The organism is Streptomyces griseiscabiei (assembly GCF_020010925.1).
In the GTDB taxonomy this organism is placed as follows: Bacteria; Actinomycetota; Actinomycetes; order Streptomycetales; family Streptomycetaceae; genus Streptomyces; species Streptomyces griseiscabiei.
In genome coordinates, this window is the sequence record NZ_JAGJBZ010000003.1 from 323669 (window position 1) to 344129 (window position 20461).

Sequence of the window (20461 nt, forward strand, 5' to 3'; positions counted from 1 at the left end):
TCCCCCGTCGTTTCAAATCGCTCAGGCGCTTCCCCCCAGCAGCGGCGTCACCGTGACCTGAACACGGTGACGCCGCTGCAGGTTCGGGGGACATTTCAGGATGCCCACCGGTATCGGCACGGGCCCCCGCCCGTTCATCTGTCCGAAAAAAGGTCAACCGGAACCGGGCGGTCACCGTCCGCCCCTCCGATCCGCCCTGCCGGTCAGCCGCGCCCCAGTGCCCCGGTGAGTTCGATCTCGATCACCACGCGGAGCGGATTGGGCTCCGGCTGCCGGCCGTACCGCTCCGCGTAGCGCCGCTCCGCCTCGGCGACCCGCTCCCGGTCCTCGTACACCCGGGCGAGCCCTTCCAGCGTGGCCCAGCGCGGCCCCTCCATCTGGCACACCGCGACGCGGGCGCCCGCGTCGCCCGCGGCGCGCACATGCCGTGCCTTCGCGCTCCCTGTGCGGGTGATCACCCGAGCGAGCCGGGCTTCCGGTTCGTATGTGACACCGACGGGCACGACATGCGGGCTGCCGTCGGCGCGGAGGGTGGTCAGGGTGCAGAGGTGGCGCTCCCGCCAGAAGGCGAGATACGCGGCGTCGGGCTCACCGGGGTCCACTCGATAGATGCTCACGGTCCTGGAATCTAGCGGGAAGACTCCCCGCTCCACCTTGAGTGGAATAGACTCAACTTTGTGTACGTTGCCCAAGTCACTGTTACGACGGCTGATGACCGACGGCCGACGGCCGCTGACTGACGGCTGACGCAAGGAGGGAAACGCGAACGTGGACGCCGAGCTGACCAACAGGAGCCGGGACGCGATCAACGCGGCCAGCAACCGGGCCGTGTCCGAGGGACACGCCGACTTCACCGCCGCCCACCTGCTGCTGGCTCTGCTCCAGGGGCAGGACAACGAGAACATCATCGATCTGCTCGCCGCCGTCGAGGCCGACCAGGCCGCCGTACGCGCCGGCGCGGAGAAGATCCTCTCCGGCCTGCCCAGCGTGACCGGCGCCACCGTCTCGCCGCCCCAGCCCAACCGCGAACTGCTCGGCGTGGTCGCCGCCGCCCAGGCCAAGGCGAAGGAGCTGGGCGACGAGTACGTCTCCACCGAGCACCTGCTGATCGGGATCGCCGAGAAGGGCGGCCAGGCCGGGGACGTACTCTCCCGGCAGGGGGCGAACGCCAGGAAGTTGCAGGAGGCGTTCCAGCAGGCAAGGGGAGGACGCCGGGTGACCACAGCCGATCCGGAGGGCCAGTACAAGGCCCTGGAGAAGTTCGGGACCGACTTCACCGCCGCCGCGCGGGAGGGGAAGCTCGATCCCGTCATCGGCCGGGACCAGGAGATCCGGCGGGTCGTACAGGTGCTCAGCCGCCGTACGAAGAACAACCCCGTGCTGATCGGTGAGCCGGGCGTCGGCAAGACCGCCGTCGTCGAGGGGCTCGCCCAGCGGATCGTCAAGGGCGATGTGCCCGAGTCCCTCAAGAACAAGCGGCTGGTCTCGCTCGACCTCGGCGCGATGGTCGCCGGCGCGAAGTACCGGGGCGAGTTCGAGGAGCGGCTGAAGACGGTCCTCGCGGAGATCAAGGACTCCGACGGGCAGATCATCACCTTCATCGACGAGCTGCACACCGTCGTGGGCGCCGGCGCCGGCGGCGACTCCGCCATGGACGCAGGCAACATGTTGAAGCCGATGCTGGCCCGCGGCGAACTGCGCATGGTAGGCGCGACCACCCTCGACGAGTACCGCGAGCGCATCGAGAAGGACCCGGCGCTGGAGCGCCGCTTCCAGCAGGTGCTGGTCGCCGAGCCGACCGTCGAGGACACCATCGCGATCCTGCGCGGACTCAAGGGCCGCTACGAGGCCCACCACAAGGTGGTGATCGCGGACGCGGCGCTGGTCGCCGCCGCCACCCTCTCCGACCGGTACATCACCTCCCGCTTCCTGCCCGACAAGGCCATCGACCTGGTCGACGAGTCCGCCTCCCGGCTCCGCATGGAGATCGACTCCTCGCCCGTCGAGATCGACGAGCTGCAGCGGTCCGTGGACCGGCTGCGCATGGAGGAGATGGCCCTCGACAAGGAGACCGACGCCGCCTCCCGCGAGCGCCTGGAGAAGCTGCGCCGCGACCTCGCCGACCGGGAGGAGGAGCTGCGGGGCCTCACCGCCCGCTGGGAGAAGGAGAAGCAGTCCCTCAACGCCGTCGGTGAGCTGAAGGAGAAGCTCGACGAACTGCGCGGCCAGGCCGAACGCGCCCAGCGCGACGGCGACTTCGACACCGCCTCCAAGCTCCTCTACGGCGAGATCCCCACCCTGGAGCGGGCGCTGGAGGAGGCCTCCGAGGCGGAGGAGGAGGCCGCCGCGTCCAAGCACTCCAAGAACACCATGGTCAAGGACGAGGTCGGCTCCGACGACATCGCCGACGTCGTGGCCTCCTGGACCGGCATCCCGGCCGGCCGTCTGCTGGAGGGCGAGACCCAGAAGCTGCTCCGCATGGAGGACGAGCTGGGCCGCCGCCTCATCGGCCAGACCGAGGCCGTACGCGCGGTGTCGGACGCCGTACGACGCTCCCGCGCGGGCATCGCCGACCCGGACCGCCCCACCGGCTCCTTCCTCTTCCTCGGCCCGACGGGCGTCGGCAAGACGGAGCTGGCCAAGGCTCTCGCCGACTTCCTCTTCGACGACGAGCGGGCCATGATCCGCATCGACATGTCGGAGTACAGCGAGAAGCACAGCGTGGCCCGCCTCGTCGGCGCGCCTCCCGGCTACATCGGCTACGAGGAGGGCGGCCAGCTCACGGAGTCCGTCCGCCGCCGCCCGTACTCGGTGGTCCTGCTCGACGAGGTGGAGAAGGCCCACCCGGAGGTCTTCGACATCCTGCTGCAGGTGCTGGACGACGGCCGGCTCACCGACGGACAGGGCCGTACGGTCGACTTCCGCAACACGATCCTGATCCTCACCTCGAACCTGGGCAGCCAGTACCTGGTCGACCCGGTCACCAGCGAGGAGGAGAAGAAGCGGCAGGTCATGGACGTGGTGCGGGCCTCCTTCAAGCCGGAGTTCCTCAACCGCCTGGACGACCTGGTGGTCTTCTCCGCCCTGGACAAGGCGGAGCTGGAGCGGATCGCCGGGCTCCAGCTCGACCGCCTCGCGCGCCGCCTCGCCGAACGCCGCCTCACGCTGGACGTCACCCCCGCCGCCCTCGCCTGGCTCGCCGAGGAGGGCAACGATCCGGCCTACGGCGCCCGCCCCCTGCGCCGCCTCGTCCAGACCGCCATCGGCGACCGCCTCGCCAAGGAGATCCTCTCCGGTGAGGTCAAGGACGGCGACACGGTCCGGGTGGACACGTTCGGCGAGGGAGAGGGCCTGATCGTGGGGCCCGTGACGGGCCCGTCGATGGAGAAGAAGGCGTGATCCGGGGTACCCGAAAGGTTCCCCGCCACGCTCGTAGCTGAATCCCGTTCCGGATCCGGCCAAGGGCGACGAACCACGCGGGGCAGGGGTTGCCACCCCCCGCCCCGCATGGGGGAGGATGGCGGAATCCGTACGAAGGGAAAATCACGGTGAGCATCGACCCGTCCTCGATTCCGAACTTCGGGGGCCAGCCCGAGCCGCAGCCCCAAGGGCCGGCGGGCCCCGTCGTCCCGGATCAGGACCTCGTGAAGCAGCTCCTGGACCAGATGGAGCTGAAGTACGTCGTCGACGACGAGGGTGACCTCGCGGCGCCGTGGGAGGAATTCCGTACGTACTTCATGTTCCGTGGCGAGGGTGACCAGCAGGTCTTCTCGGTGCGCACGTTCTACGACCGCCCGCACCAGATCGACGAGAAGCCGGCCCTGCTGGAGACCATCGACGACTGGAACCGCCGCACCCTGTGGCCCAAGGTCTACAGCCACACCCACGACGACGGCACGGTCCGTCTCATCGGCGAGGCCCAGCTGCTGATCGGCACCGGCGTCAGCCTGGAGCACTTCGTCTCGTCGACGGTGAGCTGGGTGCGCGCCGCCATCGAGTTCGACAAGTGGCTCGTCGAGCAGCTCGGCCTGGCCGAGGACGTCGACGAGGCCGACAAGCCCAAGGACGAGAAGGACGACGAGGGCGACGAGTAACCGCCCCGCACACCTCCGTGGCCACCGGCCGGTCGTCCGCCCCCGGTGGCCGCGCGGAGAGCGTCAGAACGCCGCCTTCAGGCGCTTCGCCGCCTCCTCCAGCACCTCCGCGCGCTTGCAGAACGCGAACCGTACGAACGGCGCGCCCGCCTCGTGGTGGTCGTAGAAGACCGCGTTCGGGATGGCCACCACGCCCGCGCGTTCGGGCAGGGCGCGGCAGAAGGCGAAGCCGTCCCTCTCGCCGAGGGGGCGGATGTCGGTGGTGATGAAGTACGTGCCGGCGGTGTGGAACACCCCGAAGCCGGCGTCCGTCAGCCCCGCCGCCAGCAGATCGCGCTTGGCCAGCATGTCGGCGCGGAACCCGTCGAAGTAGTCGTCCGGCAGCGCGAGCGCCTCGGCGACGGCGTACTGGAACGGCCCCGACGCCACATAGGTGAGGTACTGCTTCGCCGAGCGCACCGCCGTCACCAGCGCGGGCGCGGCCGTCACCCAGCCCACCTTCCACCCGGTGAACGAGAACGTCTTGCCCGCCGACCCGATGGTCACCGTGCGCTCCCGCATCCCGGGGAAGGACGCCAGCGGCAGATGTTCGGCGTCGTCGAAGACCAGGTGCTCGTACACCTCGTCCGTCACCACCAGCAGATCCCGCTCCACCGCCAGCTCGGCGATCGCCGTCAGCTCCTCGCGGGTGAGGACGGTCCCGGTCGGGTTGTGCGGGGTGTTGATCAGCAGCAGCCGGGTCCGGTCGGTGACGGCGTCCCGTAGCTCGTCGAGGTCCAGCCGGAAACGTCCCTCGGACGGCCGCAGCGTCACCGGTACGCGCGTCCCGCCCGCCATCGCGATACAGGCCGCGTACGAGTCGTAGTACGGCTCCAGGGCCACCACCTCGTCGCCGGGCTCCAGCAGACCGAGCAGTGCCGCGGCGATGGCCTCCGTCGCCCCCGCCGTGACCAGCACCTCCGTGTCCGGGTCGAACGTCAGCCCGTACCGCCGCCGCTGATGGTCGACGATCGCGGCGCGCAGCTCGGGGACGCCCGGACCCGGCGGGTACTGGTTGCCCCGGCCGTCCCGCAGCGCCCGTACGGCGGCCTCGCGGATCTCCTCGGGGCCGTCGGTGTCGGGGAAGCCCTGGCCCAGGTTGATCGACCCGGTCTTCAGGGCGAGCGCCGACATCTCGGCGAAGATCGTCGTCCCGAACTCGGCGAGCCGCCGGTTGAGCGGAGGCCGCGGGGTCCGAGGGGGCTGGGCGGGGCTTGCGCTGGAGGTCATGGCCGTCATCCTGCGCCGAACCTCTGGACTTCCTCAACTTCGCTTTGACGGATGAGACGCGGGGGCATTCCCAGGTCACGCACGACCCACGGGGGGTCTGCAAGGGGGAACGAAAGGCAGGTGCCGCGATGGAGATCTTCTTCTTCCTCTTCGTGGGCGCGGTCGCTCTGATCGGCATCGTCTCGGGGGGCCGCGGTGCGCGGCGGGGCCGTCGCCGCTCGCACAGCTGGTGGGCCGACAGCGGATCGTCCCACGGGGGCGGCGGGGGCGCGTCCTGCGGGAGCGGCTCGTCCTGCGGCGGTGGGTCCTCCTGCGGCGGCGGAGGCGGGTGCGGCGGCGGCAGCTGACCGCGACGGCGAAACCGGCGACACAAGCTCTGGACTTGCTCAACTCGGCTTTGAGCGGTCACCGGCGGGGGCATCCCCGCGACACGCAGGTGAGCGAGGCGCCCGACGGGGGGTCGCTTCGGGGGACACAGGCAAGGAAGAGGGGAGGGTGGGCCATGGCGGAAGTCGGGATCATCCTGGTGCTCGGCGTCATCGGTCTGGCCATCGTCATCGGGGTCGTCAGGAACTCCAGGCGGCGCGGACGGCGCGGCAGCTGGTGGGCGGGCGGGGGCTCGTCCGGGGGATCGTCGTCCGGGAGCACGTCGTGCGGGGGTGGCTCGTCCTGCGGGGGCGGGTCCTCCTGCGGAGGCGGAGGCGGAGGCGGCGGCGGAGGCGGCGGAGGCGGGTGCGGCGGCGGCAGCTGACCGCGCACGCACACACGGGCAGTGGCAAGTGAGCGGGGCGCCCATGGGGGGTCGCTTCGGGGGACACAGCAAGAAAGAGGGGAGGGTGACGTCATGAACGCACCCGTGGTGATCGGCTTCGTCCTGGTGACGGTCGTCGGGCTGACGACGGTGATCGGAGTCGTCGGCAGCCGCAGGAGGGCCGCGGCGCGGGCGGCCGCTCGCCGCCGCTCGACGGGCGGCCGCGGGGGCGGCAGCGCGTACCGCGGCACCCGAGGCCACAGCGGTTCCGACAACAGCGGTTCCGACAACAGCGGTTCCGACAGCAGCTGGTGGGTGCTCGGGGCGGCGGCCGGTGTCGGCGACAGCGGCTCCTCCCACTCGTCGTCGAACGACGACCGGGGTTCGTCGTCGGGGGGCGGCGGCTCGTCCTGCGGCAGCGGCGGCTCCTCGTCGTGCGGCAGCAGCAGCGGCTCGTCCTGCGGCGGCGGGTCCTCCTGCGGTGGCGGTGGCGGGGGCGGATGCGGTGGAGGCAGCTGACACGGGGCAGCTGAGCTTCACGACACGAGCGCCCGCCGGGAAGCCCGACTTCCCGGCGGGCGCTCGCGTGTGTGGTGCTCCGCGGATCGGGCAGGCGCACGGGTGTGGCTGTTGTTCACGCCTGAGTACGCCGGGTGGTCCCGGTTGTCCGGCGGGCGCTCCCCGGAGTCCGCGCGCCTGGCGCGACGGGCGCGTGGGGAGCGTGTCGGCCGGTGGGGCGTACGCCTGGTTGAACAGTTGAGCTGGGCTGCCCTCGGGGGGATGGAAAGCACGTCAAGTTGGGTAAAAACGCTGTGGTGGTGCCACAGTTCATGATTCCCTATAAATCGCCAACGCAGCCCCCGGACGTCCCTCCCGGCAGGCCTGACACGGCTGACCGGACCGACTGGGACGTCGTCCTCACCCGACCTGGCTGACCGGACCCTGTCTCCCGGTGCCGACCGGGGTGCGCCGGACCCACTCCTCTTCTCTTTGCGTCGCTGCGGAGCCGACCCATGCTCACGACCCTGAACACCGCCTACACCGACACGCGCGCGGCAGACCTCGCCTGGGCCCTGGGGCGTGAACCGCTGCCCGCGCTCGCCACGCTCGACCTCGAACTCACGGGCGCGAAGCTGCAGTTGAGACTGCTCGGCGCGTCCCACCAGGTACTCCTGGAGGAGGAGCGGGGCGGCCACTGTTCGGAGACGGTCGCCTGTATCCCGGGGTCCAGCACGCCCCTGCCGCTCGGTGTGGCCAAACGCGTGGGCGACTGGGAGTACGAGTTCGCCGCGCGCGTCGAGGTCCTGTCCCCGGGGTCCTTCGCCGGCCGTGCGCAGGAGCTGCTGGCCCTCGTCTCCGACCATCCCCACGGTCTGGCCGGTGTCTTCCCCGGCAGCCCGCACGCGTTCACGGCGATGCTCGCGCAGCGGCACGAGGGGCAGGTGCACTGGCGCACCTGGCACGCGTACCCCCAGGACGGGCAGCTGGTCGCCACGAGAACGAGAGTGGGGGCGAGAGTGGCTGTGGCGTTGTGAGGGGCGCCTAGTGGCTCGGGGGTTCGGGTGCGTGGGCGGGTGCGGGTGAGTGGGGCTTCTCGCGCAGTTCCCCGCGCCCCTGAAAGACCAGGCCCCTGCGGGCCTGGAAGCGGGGAAAAGCAAGGGGCGCAGCCCCTGCTTTCCAGGGGCGCGGGGAACTGCGCGAGAAGCCCCCACCGGGCCCGCACCCGCCCACGCACCCGAACCCCCGAGCTATTAGGCGCCCGCCCCAGCGTCGCAGACCACCCGTGTGGGTGACCCAACAGAGCGTGACCGTGACGGTAGCGTGCGAGGAGTGATCGAGCCGCACGCCCCCGCACCCCCCGGCGCCCCTCCCCCCTGGCGGGGCCACGGCGGCCCGGGCGGCACCCAGGCGTGGCTGCCGGTCCGCCCGGGCATCGGCCGCTTCCTCGTCCTCGCCGGCGTGTTCGTCTGCGCCGCCTGCGGACTCGTGTACGAACTCGAACTCGTCGCCCTCGCCTCGTACTTGATCGGCGACTCCGTCACCCAGGCCTCGGTCGTCCTCTCCGTCATGGTCTTCGCGATGGGCATCGGCTCCCTCGCCGCCAAACGCCTCAGCCCCCGCGCGGCCCTCGGCTTCGGCGCCATCGAGGCCGCCCTCGCCCTGGTCGGCGGCTGCAGCGCCCTCGCGCTGTACGCGGCGTTCGCCTGGACCGGCGACTGGGGCGGGATGTGGGCGAGCGGCTCCCGCTATCTCCTCGTCGCGTTCTCCCTGGCCATCGGTCTGCTCATCGGCGCCGAGGTCCCCCTGCTGATGGAGCTGATCCAGCGCATCCGCCGCCAGGACGCGGGCGGCGCGGTCGCCGACCTGTTCGCCGCCGACTACGTGGGCGCGCTGGTCGGCGGCCTCGCCTTCCCCTTCCTCCTCCTGCCCTGGCTGGGCCAGCTGACCGGCGCCCTGCTCACCGGCACGGTCAACGCCCTCGTCGGCGGCGCCCTCGTCCTCGGCCTCTTCCGCCACGACCTGAGCCGCCGCGCCCGCTGGCTGCTGGTCACCACCAACCTCGCCGTCCTCGGCCTCCTCGCCACCGCCGCCGTCCACGTCGACGACTTCGAGCGCGCGGCCCGGCGCGCGGTGTACGGCAAGGACGTCCGGGTCGCGCTGCAGACCGGCGTCCAGGAGGTCGTCCTCACCGGGGGCCGGGACGGACGCCCGCTCTCCCTCTTCCTCGACGGCCGGCTGCGCATCAGCGGCCACAACGAGGGGCGCTACCACCGGGCCCTCGTCCACCCCGCCATGAACGCGGGCCCGCACGCCCGCGTCCTCGTCCTCGGCGGCGGCGACGGCCTCGCCGCCCGCGAGGTGCTCCGCCACGACGACGTACGCCGGGTGGACGTCGTCGAGATCGACCCGGGCGTGGTGCGCCTGGCCCGCACGGACCCCGCGCTCTCCGCGCTCAACGGCCACGCCTACGCCGACGACCGGATCCGCGTCCACACGGAGGACTCCTTCGCCTGGCTGCGCGGCGCCCACCCCGCACAGCCGTACGACGTCGTGATCTCGGACCTGCCCGACCCCGGGATCACGGCGAGCACCAAGCTCTACTCGCAGGAGTTCTACGGTCTGGCCCGGGAGGTACTTGCCCCCGACGGGCGCATGGTCGTGCACGCGGGGCCCGTGGCGTCGCGGCGGCAGGTGTTCTGGACGGTCGACGCGACCGTCCGTGCCACGGGACTGGACACCACGCCCTACCGGGTGACCGCCGCCGACCCCGGCTTCGTCACCGGCCCCGACCGTACGGCCCACACCTCCCGCGCCCCCCACGACTGGGGCTTCGTCCTCGCCACCCGCCCCGGGACCGGGGCCGGCCCCGGCTCCCCGCCGCCCCCCGGCGCCGGTACCGGCCTCGTCGCCCCGGACGGGATGCGGGACCTGCCGGCGTCGACTCTGGTGCACCCCAGGTACACCGGCTGAGCCGAGTCCGCGTGGGGTGGGAGGAGAGGCAGGGACGAGAGGGGACGAGAGTGGGCGGGAGGGGCGGAATACGAGCAAGAACGCGTATGTGCGGGTGCGCGGCGGCGTCACCTGGGTAGGCTCGGATTCCATGGAGCATGAGGTGTTCGTTCCGGTTCCCGTCGGCCGCCTCCGGGAGGCGCTGTCCGACCCCGAGCGGGTGGCCCGAGCGGTACCCGGGCTCCAGCAGGAGGCGGGCACCCCACCCGTCGCGGGGCGCCTGAAAGTACGGGCCGCCGGTCACACCATCACCTACCGCGGCACCCTCCGCGTCACCGCCCGGGACGACGGCACGTACGCGATGGAGGGCGACGCCGCCGAGGTCCGCGGCACTGGTACGGTGACCCTCGCCCTCACGCTCCGCCTCGCCCCGGCACCCGATGACGGCACCACCCTCACGTACACCGGTACCGCCACCTCCACCGCCGACGGCCGCATCACCGAGCTGCCCTCCGACGCGGTGGCCTCGGCACTGACCCGGCTGCTGACCAGGTTCACGGAGAACCTGGCGACACCTGCCGAGCCCGCGCCCGAGCCCGGGCCCAGGCCCGAGGAGACGCCGAAGGCGGAGGCCGGCGCCGCTGAGGCCGTGGAAGCCGCCGGCGAGCCGGAGGAGCAGGACGAGCCCTCGGCCTCCCTCTTCGAGACGGACGTCCCGCCGTCCGCGCTGGACCCTTATGCCGAGGGGGACTTCGTCGCCGGAGGTGAGCCGCCCGCCGAGGCCGCGCACGCACGGCGGACGATGATCGGCCGCAGCGCGGAGGAGGTGGACCACGCCCCGCCGCGCGGCCGGTACGCCCCGGTCCCGGCCCCCGAAGCCGTCTCCGCGAGCGCCACGCTCCGCTGGGCGGCCCCCGCCGCCGCCCTCGCCGTCGCCTCGGCCATCATCGTGAGCCGCGCCCTGCGCAAACGCCGCTGAGGGGTCCGGCCGGGCCCGGACCGGGCGCACCCGTCCCGCGCCGTGGTGTTCGGCAACTGCCCCGCCGTGGCGGCCAGTAGGGTCGAGGGGTGAGTAGCGAAGAGATCAGGTTGGCCGCGGGTGACGCGGAGGTGGTCCTGGCGCCGGGGAACGGCGGCCGGGTGGCGGGACTCCGGATCGGTGGGGTCGAACTGCTGCGCCAGGGCGAGCGGTTCGGCTGCTTCCCGATGGTGCCCTGGTGCGGCCGGGTCCGGGACGGCCGGTTCCGCGACGGCGGCAGCGTCCGGCAACTGCCCCTGAACGCCCCGCCCCACGCCATCCACGGCACCACCCGCGAGAGCGCCTGGCGCGTCGCGAGCCACGGCGCCACCGAGGCGGTCCTCACGTACGACCTGGTCGCGCCCTGGCCCTACCCCGGCCGCGTCACCCAGGTGTTCACCCTCACCCCGGACAGCCTCACCCTCGCCATGGCCGTGGAGGCGTACGACTCCTCGTTCCCGGCCCAGATCGGCTGGCACCCCTGGTTCAACCGGAGCCTCACCGGCGGCGGCGAGGACGTACGGATCGATTTCACGCCCGCCTGGCAGGAGGAGCGCGGCGCCGACCACCTCCCCACCGGCAACCGCGTCGACCCGAAGCCCGGCCCCTGGGACGACTGCTTCGGCATGCCCGACGGCGTCGACGTCACCCTCACCTGGCCGGAACGGCTGGAGCTGAAGGTCGCCTCCCGCCAGGAGTGGGTCGTGGTCTACGACGAGCAGACGGAGGCCGTCTGCGTCGAACCGCAGACCGGGCCGCCCAACGGCCTCAACACCCACCCCCGCCTCGTCACCCCCATCGACCCGCTGGAGGCGGCCACGACCTGGACCTGGCGTCGCCTGTAAGCGGACATAAGGGCCCCCTTAAGCTGGCTGCCATGACTGACGTGGACGTACGTGGATCTTTGCTGCAGCAGATCAAGGACAAGGCCGTGGTGCACGGCAAGGTGACCCTGTCGTCGGGTCTGGAGGCGGACTACTACGTCGACCTGCGCCGCGTCACCCTCGACGGCGAGGCCGCCCCGCTGGTCGGACAGGTGCTGCTCGACCTGACCGCCGATCTGGAGTTCGACGCGGTCGGCGGTCTCACGATGGGCGCCGACCCCGTGGCCGCCTCGATGCTGCACGCCGCCGCCGCCCGGGGCAGGCGGCTCGACGCGTTCGTCGTCCGCAAGGCGGCCAAGGCCCACGGTATGCAGCGGCAGGTGGAGGGGCCGGACATCGCGGGCCGCCGCGTCGTCGTCGTCGAGGACACCTCCACCACCGGCGGGTCCCCGCTGGCCGCCGTCGAGGCCGTGCGCGAGGCCGGGGCCGAGGTCGTCGCCGTCGCCACCATCGTCGACCGGGCGACCGGCGCCGCCGAGAAGATCGAGCAGGGCGCCGGGGTCCCGTACCGGTTCGCGTTCTCGAAGGACGAACTGGGCCTCGACTGAGGTCGATCAGTCGATCAGCGGACAAGAACACCAAGGTCAGGGGTTACCGAACAGTTCCGGACACCCTGGCCGGAGCATCGGGTCCCGTCTGGAAGGATGGGGCCGACGATGATGTCGCGACCCTAGGTCAGGGACCGTAAGCACAACGCCACCCGCACATACAAGGAGCGGACCATGCCCATCGCAACCCCCGAGGTCTACAACGAGATGCTCGACCGGGCGAAGGCAGGCAAGTTCGCCTACCCGGCCATCAATGTGACCTCGACCCAGACGCTGCACGCCGCGCTGCGGGGCTTCGCGGAGGCGGAGAGCGACGGCATCGTCCAGATCTCGACCGGCGGTGCCGAGTTCCTGGGCGGCCAGTACAGCAAGGACATGGTGACGGGCTCCGTCGCCCTGGCCGAGTTCGCGCACATCGTGGCCGAGAAGTACCCCGTCACGGTCGCGCTGCACACCGACCACTGCCCGAAGGACAAGCTGGACGGCTACGTACGTCCGCTGATCGCGGTGTCGGAGGAGCGGGTCAAGGCCGGTCGCAACCCCCTCTTCCAGTCCCACATGTGGGACGGCTCGGCCGAGACCCTCGCCGACAACCTCTCCATCGCCGAGGAGCTCCTCGCCCGCGCCGCCGCCGCGAAGATCATCCTTGAGGTCGAGATCACCCCGACCGGCGGTGAGGAGGACGGCGTCTCGCACGAGATCAACGACTCCCTCTACACGACGGTCGACGACGCGATCCGCACGGCCGAGGCGCTGGGCCTCGGCGAGAAGGGCCGCTACCTGCTCGCCGCGTCCTTCGGCAACGTCCACGGCGTCTACAAGCCGGGCAACGTCGTCCTGCGCCCCGACCTCCTCAAGGAGCTGAACGAGGGCGTGGCCTCCCGCTTCGGCAAGGAGTCCCCGTTCGACTTCGTCTTCCACGGCGGTTCGGGTTCGACGGAGGACGAGATCCGTACGGCCCTGGAGAACGGCGTCGTCAAGATGAACATCGACACCGACACCCAGTACGCCTTCACGCGCCCCGTCGCGGCCCACATGTTCCAGAACTACGACGGCGTCCTGAAGGTCGACGGCGAGGTCGGCGACAAGAAGACCTACGACCCCCGCACCTGGGGCAAGCTCGCGGAGGCGTCGATGGCGGCCCGCGTCGTCGAGGCCTGCGGCAACCTGCGCTCGGCGGGCACGAAGATCAAGTAACCGGCACGGCACGACGCGACTGCCCGCGACCGACTCTGTTCGGCCGCGGGCAGCCGCATGTGCGGTGGACCCGCGCGCGCACCGCTCGGCCTCACAGCCCCGGGTCCCGGGACTCCGCTCGACCACCCCACCGCACACCTGGCCCTGACACCTCCGGCGCGGGATGATCCGTCCATGCCCGACGTACGCCTCTCCTCCCCCCGGGGCAGATGGATCCTGCTGACCACGATCCTCGGCTCCAGCATGGCGATGCTGGACTCGACCGTCGTCAACGTCGCCCTCCCTCGCATCGGCCTCGACCTGGACGCCGATCTCGCGAGCCTCCAGTGGATCGTCAACGCGTACACCCTCACCCTCGCCGGCCTGATCCTCCTCGGTGGCGCGCTCGGCGACCGCTTCGGGCGCCGCAAGGTGTTCGTCGTCGGTGTGGTGTGGTTCGCCGCCGCCTCCCTGCTCTGCGGCATCGCCCCCAACGGGGGCGTACTGATCGCCGCCCGGGCCCTGCAGGGCGTCGGCGGCGCGCTCCTCACCCCTGGCTCCCTCGCCCTCATCCAGGCCTCGTTCCACCCCGACGACCGGGCGAGGGCGGTGGGCCTCTGGTCCGGCTTCGGCGGCATAGGCGCGGCTGTCGGCCCGTTCCTGGGCGGCTGGCTGGTGGACGGCCCCGGCTGGCGCTGGGTCTTCCTGCTGAACGTCCCCCTGGCCCTCCTCTGCGTCCCCATCGCCCTGCGGCACGTACCCGAGTCCGCTGGGGGCACCTCCCGCTCGAGCGAAGCCGAGAGCGGGGGAGGTCGTAGCCATGACCGCGGCTTCGACATCCTGGGCGCGGTGCTCGGCGCCGCGTCCCTCGCGTTCATCACGTACGCGCTGATCGAGGCCCGGACGGGCACCCTCGCGGTCGCGGTCACCGCGCTCGCCGGAGTGGCGGCCGCCGTGGCCTTCGTGTACGTCGAACGCCACCGCGCCGACCCGATGATGCCGCCGGAGATCTTCGCGTCCCGCCAGTTCACGGCGGTCAACATCGTCACCCTGTTCGTGTACGCCGCCTTCGGCGGCTTCTTCTTCCTCGCCGCACTCCAGCTCCAGGTGGTCTCCGGCTACTCCGCCCTCGGCGCCGGTGCGGCCCTGCTGCCCATCACCGTCCTGATGCTGCTCCTCTCCGCCCGCGCCGGTGCCCTCGGCGAACGCGTCGGCCCGCGCATCCCCCTCACCGTCGGCCCCCTGCTGTGCGCGGCGGGCGTCCTGCTGATGCTCCGCGTGGGCCAGGACGCCTCGTACCTCACGGACGTCCTCCCCGCCCTGCTGGTCATGGGCCTCGGCATGGTCACCCTGGTCGCGCCCCTGACCGCCACGGTCCTCGCCTCCGTCACCACCGACCACGCGGGGCTCGCCAGCGGTATCAACAACGCCGCCGCCCGCGCGGCGGGCCTCCTGGCGGTGGCCGCGCTCCCGCTCATCGCGGGCATGGGCCCGGAGGCGTACCGTTCGGCCACCCAGTTCGACAGTGCCTTCAACACGGCCATGATCGTCTGCGCGGTCGTCCTCCTTGCCGCCTCCGCCGTCGCCTACGCCACGGTCCGCCGCCCCGCCCCCGACTGCAGCCACCCCGAATGCCGCACCCACGGCTGCGTGACGGCTCCGCCGCTGGAGGGGGAGCAGCCACGGGGGGAGCAGCCGAGGGGAGAGCAGCCGAGGGGCGCGTAGTCGGCCGGCGGTGCGTGGGGGCTGGAGGGCCGTAGGCACTCAAGGGGCGCGGGGAACTGAGCGACCAGCCCCCACCGGACCCGCGCCCACCCACCCACGCCGCACCCGCACCCGCGTCCATGCGCCAGACTGGAACCCATGACGATTCACGAGAACCTCCTCGGGGGCCCGCCCCCGACGCACCTCCCCGACGACCCGGAGCCCCGCGAACTCCTCGCGAACGGCACCGCCCCCTCCGACGTCGCCGCCAAGTACCCCACCTCCTCCCTCGCCTGGGCCCAGCTCGCCGACGAGGCCTATGAGCGGGGCAGCGTCGTGGAGTCGTACGCCTACGCCCGTACGGGCTACCACCGCGGCCTCGACGCGCTGCGCCGCAGCGGCTGGAAGGGCCACGGCCCGGTCCCCTGGGAGCACGAGCCGAACCGCGGCTTCCTGCGCGCCCTGCACGCCCTCGCGCGCGCCGCGGGGGACATCGGTGAGCAGGAGGAGTACGAGCGCTGCTCCCAGTTCCTGAAGGACTCCTCCCCGACGGCGGCCCAGACGCTGAGCTGATCGAAGGTTTGTTCGTGCGGGTCCGCCTGGTGTGACCGGGCGGACCTTGCGGTGCGGGGGTGGTATCACCGACCATTCCGGTGGGGACCGGGGCCCCCGTGTCGGAATTCGGCAGGGGCGGACCGCTACCCGGAGTACAAACAGGAGACAGCGATGTCCCTTCCGGCTCAGCCCCACGAGGCTTCGGAGCCCGAGACCCCGCATCTCGACTTCCAGGGCACGACCCCGTACGAGGACTACGTCCAGGCGGACGTCCTCACCCACCTCCAGCACCCCCTCTCCGACGACCCCGGCGAGATGGTCTTCCTGGTGACGACCCAGGTCATGGAGTTGTGGTTCACCGTCATCGTCCACGAGTGGGAGACCGCGACCGCGGCCGTGCGCAACGACGACGTCGCGACGGCGAAGGACGCGCTGAAGCGTTCCGTCCGCGAGCTGGAGGCCCTCAACGCCTCCTGGCGCCCGCTCGCCCAGCTCACGCCCGCGCAGTTCAACTCCTACCGCGCCGCCCTCGGCGAGGGCTCCGGCTTCCAGTCGGCGATGTACCGCCGGATGGAGTTCCTGCTCGGCGAGAAGTCCGCCTCCATGCTCGTCCCGCACCGGGGCGCCCCGCGCGTCCACGCCGAGCTGGAGAAGGCGCTGCACGAGCCGAGCCTCTACGACGAGGTCCTGCGGCTCCTGGCCCGCCGCGGCCACGCGATCCCCGAGTCCGTCGTACGCCGTGACGTCTCCCAGCGCTACGAGCCCTCCCCGGAGGTCGAGGAGGTGTGGACCGAGCTGTACTCCGGCGACCCGGACCACGAACTCGCCCGCCTCGGCGAGGCGTTGACCGATGTCGCCGAGCTCGTCTGGCGCTGGCGCAACGACCACCTCGTCGCCACCCGGCGCGCGATGGGCGCCAAGGCCGGCACGGGCGGCTCCGCCGGCGTGGCCTGGCTGGAGAAGCGCGCCCGCAAGAACGTCTTCCCCGAGCTGTGGACGGCGCGCTCCCATGTCTGAGCCCACCGTGATGAGTACCGCGCTGGCCTCCCTCGCGAGAGAGCTGGACGCGGTCGACGAACTGTCCGGTCTGCGTACGCGTTTCGTTCTCGACGACGCCGTGTACCTCGACGGCAACTCCCTCGGCGCCCTGCCGGTGTCGGTCCCCGGCCGCCTCACGGACGTCGTGTACCGCGAGTGGGGCGAACTGCGCATCCGTTCCTGGGACGAGAGCGGCTGGTGGAGCGCGCCCGAGCGGATCGGCGACCGTATCGCCCCGCTGGTGGGCGCGGCCCCCGGCCAGATCGTGGTCGGCGACTCCACGAGCGTCAACGTCTTCAAGGCGGTCGTGGCGGCGGTCCGTATGGCGGAGCAGGCGGAGGAGGAGGGGGAGGCGGAGCAGGCGGGGAAGGCAGGGAAGACGGAAGGCCGGGGTGCCGGCCGTCGCGACGAGATCCTGGTCGACGCGACGACGTTCCCCACGGACGGTTACATCGCGGAGTCCGCGGCCCGTATGACCGGCCGCACGATCCGCCCCGTGACCCCGTCCGAGGTCCCGGCCGCCCTGAGCGACCGTACGGCCGCCGTCCTCCTCAACCACGTCGACTACCGCACGGGCCGCCTCCACGACCTGCCCGGCCTGACCGCGGCGATCCACGAGGCCGGGGCGTACGCCGTCTGGGACCTCTGCCACAGCGCGGGCGCCCTCCCGGTCGGCCTCGACGAACACGGGGTGGACCTGGCGGTCGGCTGCACCTACAAGTACCTCAACGGCGGCCCCGGCTCCCCGGCGTACCTCTACGTACGCCGCGACCTCCAGCCCCGCTTCGACTCACCCCTCCCGGGCTGGACCTCCCACGCCGAGCCCTTCGCCATGCGGCCGGCGTACGCTCCCGCACCGGGCGCGGTGCGCGGCCGGGTCGGCACCCCGGACATCCTGTCGATGCTGGCGCTGGAGGCGGCGCTCGACGTCTGGTACGGGGGACGGGACGGCGACTCCGCCGACGGGGCCGCCTCCCGGCCCGCGGTGACGATCGAGTCGGTCCGCGCCAAGTCCCTCGCCCTGACGGACTTCTTCCTGCGCTGTGTCGCGGCGTACGTCCCCGAGGGCCGGGTCGAGTCCCTGACCCCGACCGCCCACGCGGAACGCGGCAGCCAGGTCGCTCTCCGCTGCGACGACGCCGGCGAGGTCATGAAACGCCTCGTCCACCAGGGCATCGTCGGCGACTTCCGCCACCCCGACGTCCTCCGCTTCGGCTTCACCCCTCTTTACGTCGGCTTCGCCGACGTGGAACGAGCGGCGCGAGTACTGGGGGAGACGTTGAACCCGACGGGCTAGCGGTTGTCCGGTCCGCTGGGGCTGGGGCTGGGGCTGGGGCTGGGGCCGGGGCTGGGGCTGGGGCCGGGGCCGGGGCCGGGGGCGGTGGTGGTGGTTCGGTTTGCCTCGGCGGGGGCGGCCGCCACGCCCCCGGGCCCGTCCTGACTGCGGGCAATCGTCGCGCCTCCCCGGCCCGTTCTGACTGCGGGCAGTCGTGCCGCCGGGGCTGCGCGGGTGGGCGCGGCGGCACCCGGCGAGCGCCGGTGAGCGCAACCGCCCTCCGCCCGGCGGGCGTTGGCCGCCGAGCCCCGCTCCCTGACCCCTGCACCCCAGCCCCTGACCCGGCGTCACATCCCCGTGTCAGCGCACGTCACGGGCCTGATACCGTCCCCGCCAACGGCAGGCGCCCCTTTCCCAGGCGCCCGCCCACCCAAACCCTTCCAAATCCGTTTCCCCGAGAGGTTGGCGCATGCCCGACGACGACGCCGCACTCCGCGATGCCGCCGAAGAGGCATCCGCCTTCTCCCACCCACCGGTCACCCCCGACTCCACGGCCGCCTACGGCGACCACCCCGACCAGGTGATCGACTTCTACGCCCCGCGCACCCCAGACCCGGCTGAGGGCACGGGCACGGCCCCTGTCGTCGCGGTCCTGCACGGCGGCGCCTGGCGCACCCCCCACGACCGTCACCACATCACCCCCTTCGCCGACTTCCTCGCCCGCCACGGCTTCGCGGTGGCCAACATCGAGTACCGGCGGGGGAGTTCCCTCCCCGCCCAGTCCGGCCCCACCGGCACCCCCGCCCCGGTCGCGGGCCGCTGGCCGGAGACGTTCGACGACATCGCCGCCGCCCTGGACGCCCTGCCGGACCTCGTACGCCGGGCCCTGCCCCAGGCGGACCCCCGCCGCACCGTCCTCACCGGCCACTCCGCCGGCGGCCACCTCGCCCTGTGGGCCGCCGCCCGCCATGTGCTCCCGTCCGACTCCCCGTGGCGCACCCCCCGCCCCACCCCTCTCCGCGGCGTCGTCGCCCTCGCCCCCATCGCCGACCTCGCCGTGGCGGAGAAGCTGGACGTCTGCGGCGGCGCGGCCGTCCAACTCCTCGGCGGGCAGGCCAAGTTCGCGGACCGCCGCCCCTACGCCGACCCCGCGCTCCTGCTCCCGACCGGCATCGCCACCACCCTCGTACAGGGCCGCTCGGACATCGTCGTGCCCCAGACCGTCGCCGAGGCGTACGCCGACGCCGCGGCCAAGGCGGGCGAGGTCGTGGGCCTGACCCTGCTGGAGGACGTCGGGCACTTCCCCCTGATCGACCCGGCGGCGGACGCGTGCGCGGTCGTGGTGGAGGAGATCGCACAACTGGCCTGGTGAACAGAGCCTGAGCCACGCCCCTGAGTTACGCCCCTGAGCCATGCCCCTGAGCCACCCCCGCCGATACCCGTAGTACCTGGGAGCTACCTCCGAGGTGAGCTCCCTGGCGGGACGCCGACGATGCCTTCCGATCCATAACTTCCTTCTCGGAGCGGCCCGGCGGACGGGCGGCGCGGAGGGGGAAGGGGCGGGTGACATGAGGGTCGCGACATGGCCGGAGGCGGAGCTCCGACCACCCACGGAACCGAGCGGTTCGGCACCACCACGGGCGCTCGCAGCCCGCACCTCCTGGCCGGCGCGTCTACGCCGGACGTTCCTCGCCCTCCTCGTGGCCACGGCCGTGATCGTCCCGGTCTCCGCCGCGGCCCGCCCCCATATCCCCGCCCCGCCCCCGGCGCCGCTCGCCCCACCGACCCCGACGACGCTCCGGTCGACGTACGAGGCCAACCGCGCGAACGCCGAAGAGGCGTCCCGTAGGGCCGACGCCCACGGCGACCGGAGCCGGGCCGCGACGGACCGCTGGCTGGCCTCACCCGCCCGACAGCTTCTGACGTTCGACGGCCGGGGCCCCGGCCGGGCCGTGGAGGTCCTGGGCGACCTGCTGACGGCCGACCACATAGCGATCCTGGTCCCGGGCTCGGACACCAGCCTGGACACGTACGACCGTTTCCACGAGGCCGCCGCCGCCCTGCACGACCGCACGGGCCCGGACACAGCGGTGATCGCCTGGCTCGGCTACGAGACGCCGGGCACGATCAGCACGACGGTCCTCACCCCCGCCCGAGCCGACCGGGCATCGCCCCACCTGCGCGCGTTCGTCCGCGAACTACGGGGCCTGGTGGGCGACTCGACCGGCGTCGCCCTGCTCTGCCACTCCTACGGCTCGGTCGTCTGCGCCCGGGCGGCCACCGGTCTCGACGACATCGACGACCTGGCCCTGATCGGCAGCCCCGGCACGGGCGTGGACAGCGCGGCGGCCCTGCACACCTCGGCCCGCGTCTGGGCGACCCGAGGCACGGACGACTGGATCGCCATGGTCCCCCACACCCGCGCCGACCTCTTCGGCACCACCATCGGCTTCGGCCCCGACCCCACCTCCCCCTCCTTCGGCGCCCACGTCTTCCCGTCGGGCCCCGCCGGCCACAGCGACTACTTCACCCCCGACTCCACCTCCCTGGAAAGCCTCGCCCACATAGCCCGAGGCACCCTCCCGGAGCCCGCCCATGCGTAACCACCACGCACCGACGCCAACGGCTACAGCCCACCGACGCCCGACAGGGGCCAACCCACGCGAAACCGCGACGAACAACGGAACCGAAGCCGCAG

The 20461-nt window shown here is 72.4% G+C and carries 18 protein-coding genes; 16 read left to right on the plus strand and 2 right to left on the minus strand.

Annotated features, from left to right (window positions below):
* Window positions 1–203 precede the first annotated feature (203 nt).
* A complete protein-coding gene (locus J8M51_RS35350) occupies window positions 204–617 on the minus strand; it encodes a pyridoxamine 5'-phosphate oxidase family protein (RefSeq protein WP_179203183.1) in 414 nt (137 codons plus the stop codon).
* Window positions 618–768: 151 nt separating this feature from the next.
* Between J8M51_RS35350 and clpB the strand changes: the two genes are divergently transcribed.
* Both clpB and J8M51_RS35360 read left to right on the plus strand, forming a co-directional pair.
* On the plus strand, window positions 769–3399 hold the full coding sequence (gene clpB / locus J8M51_RS35355; protein ID WP_086757440.1) for an ATP-dependent chaperone ClpB: 2631 nt from the start codon (window positions 769–771) through the stop codon (window positions 3397–3399).
* Window positions 3400–3548: 149 nt separating this feature from the next.
* Window positions 3549–4094 carry a YbjN domain-containing protein gene (locus tag J8M51_RS35360; RefSeq protein ID WP_086757441.1) on the plus strand — a complete coding sequence of 182 codons (546 nt, stop codon included), beginning with the start codon at window positions 3549–3551 and terminating at the stop codon, window positions 4092–4094.
* Between the two features lie 63 nt (window positions 4095–4157).
* Here J8M51_RS35360 and J8M51_RS35365 read toward each other — a convergent pair whose 3' ends face one another.
* On the minus strand, window positions 4158–5372 hold the full coding sequence (locus J8M51_RS35365) for a pyridoxal phosphate-dependent aminotransferase (RefSeq protein WP_267299764.1): 1215 nt from the start codon (window positions 5370–5372) through the stop codon (window positions 4158–4160).
* Between the two features lie 119 nt (window positions 5373–5491).
* Here J8M51_RS35365 and J8M51_RS35370 point away from each other — a divergent pair, with 119 nt between their 5' ends.
* The 14 genes from J8M51_RS35370 to J8M51_RS35435 all read left to right on the plus strand — a co-directional run bounded on the left by J8M51_RS35370 (window position 5492) and on the right by J8M51_RS35435 (window position 20366).
* On the plus strand, window positions 5492–5710 hold the full coding sequence (locus tag J8M51_RS35370; protein WP_216588473.1) for a hypothetical protein: 219 nt from the start codon (window positions 5492–5494) through the stop codon (window positions 5708–5710).
* 497 nt (window positions 5711–6207) lie between these two features.
* Window positions 6208–6633: a hypothetical protein gene (locus J8M51_RS35375; RefSeq protein WP_267299765.1), complete on the plus strand. Its 426-nt coding sequence runs from the start codon at window positions 6208–6210 to the stop codon at window positions 6631–6633.
* 494 nt (window positions 6634–7127) lie between these two features.
* Window positions 7128–7649 (plus strand): DUF2617 family protein, encoded by a 522-nt coding sequence (locus J8M51_RS35380; RefSeq protein ID WP_086763925.1) that lies wholly within the window; start codon window positions 7128–7130, stop codon window positions 7647–7649.
* 295 nt (window positions 7650–7944) lie between these two features.
* A complete protein-coding gene (locus tag J8M51_RS35385; protein ID WP_267299766.1) occupies window positions 7945–9585 on the plus strand; it encodes a polyamine aminopropyltransferase in 1641 nt (546 codons plus the stop codon).
* Window positions 9586–9715: 130 nt separating this feature from the next.
* Window positions 9716–10543, plus strand: a complete 828-nt coding sequence (locus J8M51_RS35390) for an SRPBCC family protein (protein WP_179203434.1) — start codon at window positions 9716–9718, stop codon at window positions 10541–10543.
* An 89-nt stretch (window positions 10544–10632) separates the two neighbouring features.
* Entirely contained in the window at window positions 10633–11427 is a 795-nt protein-coding gene (locus tag J8M51_RS35395) for an aldose epimerase family protein (RefSeq protein ID WP_086762455.1), read from the plus strand.
* A 32-nt stretch (window positions 11428–11459) separates the two neighbouring features.
* On the plus strand, window positions 11460–12014 hold the full coding sequence (gene pyrE / locus J8M51_RS35400; RefSeq protein WP_086762453.1) for an orotate phosphoribosyltransferase: 555 nt from the start codon (window positions 11460–11462) through the stop codon (window positions 12012–12014).
* A 174-nt stretch (window positions 12015–12188) separates the two neighbouring features.
* Window positions 12189–13211 carry a class II fructose-bisphosphate aldolase gene (fbaA, locus tag J8M51_RS35405; protein ID WP_086762451.1) on the plus strand — a complete coding sequence of 341 codons (1023 nt, stop codon included), beginning with the start codon at window positions 12189–12191 and terminating at the stop codon, window positions 13209–13211.
* Between the two features lie 174 nt (window positions 13212–13385).
* On the plus strand, window positions 13386–14915 hold the full coding sequence (locus J8M51_RS35410; RefSeq protein ID WP_267299767.1) for an MFS transporter: 1530 nt from the start codon (window positions 13386–13388) through the stop codon (window positions 14913–14915).
* A gap of 138 nt (window positions 14916–15053) precedes the next feature.
* Complete coding sequence (locus J8M51_RS35415; RefSeq protein WP_216591827.1) at window positions 15054–15467, plus strand: DUF3151 domain-containing protein; 414 nt, start codon at window positions 15054–15056, stop codon at window positions 15465–15467.
* A 153-nt stretch (window positions 15468–15620) separates the two neighbouring features.
* Window positions 15621–16466, plus strand: coding sequence for a tryptophan 2,3-dioxygenase family protein (locus J8M51_RS35420; protein WP_216591826.1), 846 nt, complete (start codon window positions 15621–15623; stop codon window positions 16464–16466).
* Window positions 16459–17784, plus strand: a complete 1326-nt coding sequence (locus tag J8M51_RS35425) for a kynureninase (protein WP_267299768.1) — start codon at window positions 16459–16461, stop codon at window positions 17782–17784. The genes J8M51_RS35420 and J8M51_RS35425 overlap by 8 nt, the downstream gene beginning before the upstream one ends.
* A 448-nt stretch (window positions 17785–18232) precedes the next feature.
* Window positions 18233–19135, plus strand: a complete 903-nt coding sequence (locus J8M51_RS35430; RefSeq protein ID WP_267299769.1) for an alpha/beta hydrolase — start codon at window positions 18233–18235, stop codon at window positions 19133–19135.
* 196 nt (window positions 19136–19331) lie between these two features.
* The gene (locus tag J8M51_RS35435; protein ID WP_267299770.1) at window positions 19332–20366 is read left to right on the plus strand and encodes an alpha/beta hydrolase family protein; all 1035 of its coding nucleotides are present in this window, start codon (window positions 19332–19334) and stop codon (window positions 20364–20366) included.
* Window positions 20367–20461: the final 95 nt, after the last annotated feature.

Excerpts from the sequence above, each read along its gene's own strand:
- J8M51_RS35365 (WP_267299764.1), bottom strand. The coding sequence starts at position 5,372 with ATGACGGCCATGACCTCCAGCGCAAGCCCCGCCCAGCCCCCTCGGACC.
- J8M51_RS35370 (WP_216588473.1), top strand. The coding sequence starts at position 5,492 with ATGGAGATCTTCTTCTTCCTCTTCGTGGGCGCGGTCGCTCTGATCGGC.
- J8M51_RS35375 (WP_267299765.1), top strand. The coding sequence starts at position 6,208 with ATGAACGCACCCGTGGTGATCGGCTTCGTCCTGGTGACGGTCGTCGGG.
- J8M51_RS35380 (WP_086763925.1), top strand. The coding sequence starts at position 7,128 with ATGCTCACGACCCTGAACACCGCCTACACCGACACGCGCGCGGCAGAC.
- J8M51_RS35390 (WP_179203434.1), top strand. The coding sequence starts at position 9,716 with ATGGAGCATGAGGTGTTCGTTCCGGTTCCCGTCGGCCGCCTCCGGGAG.
- pyrE (WP_086762453.1), top strand. The coding sequence starts at position 11,460 with ATGACTGACGTGGACGTACGTGGATCTTTGCTGCAGCAGATCAAGGAC.
- fbaA (WP_086762451.1), top strand. The coding sequence starts at position 12,189 with ATGCCCATCGCAACCCCCGAGGTCTACAACGAGATGCTCGACCGGGCG.
- J8M51_RS35410 (WP_267299767.1), top strand. The coding sequence starts at position 13,386 with ATGCCCGACGTACGCCTCTCCTCCCCCCGGGGCAGATGGATCCTGCTG.
- J8M51_RS35415 (WP_216591827.1), top strand. The coding sequence starts at position 15,054 with ATGACGATTCACGAGAACCTCCTCGGGGGCCCGCCCCCGACGCACCTC.
- J8M51_RS35420 (WP_216591826.1), top strand. The coding sequence starts at position 15,621 with ATGTCCCTTCCGGCTCAGCCCCACGAGGCTTCGGAGCCCGAGACCCCG.
- J8M51_RS35425 (WP_267299768.1), top strand. The coding sequence starts at position 16,459 with ATGTCTGAGCCCACCGTGATGAGTACCGCGCTGGCCTCCCTCGCGAGA.
- J8M51_RS35430 (WP_267299769.1), top strand. The coding sequence starts at position 18,233 with ATGCCCGACGACGACGCCGCACTCCGCGATGCCGCCGAAGAGGCATCC.
- J8M51_RS35435 (WP_267299770.1), top strand. The coding sequence starts at position 19,332 with ATGAGGGTCGCGACATGGCCGGAGGCGGAGCTCCGACCACCCACGGAA.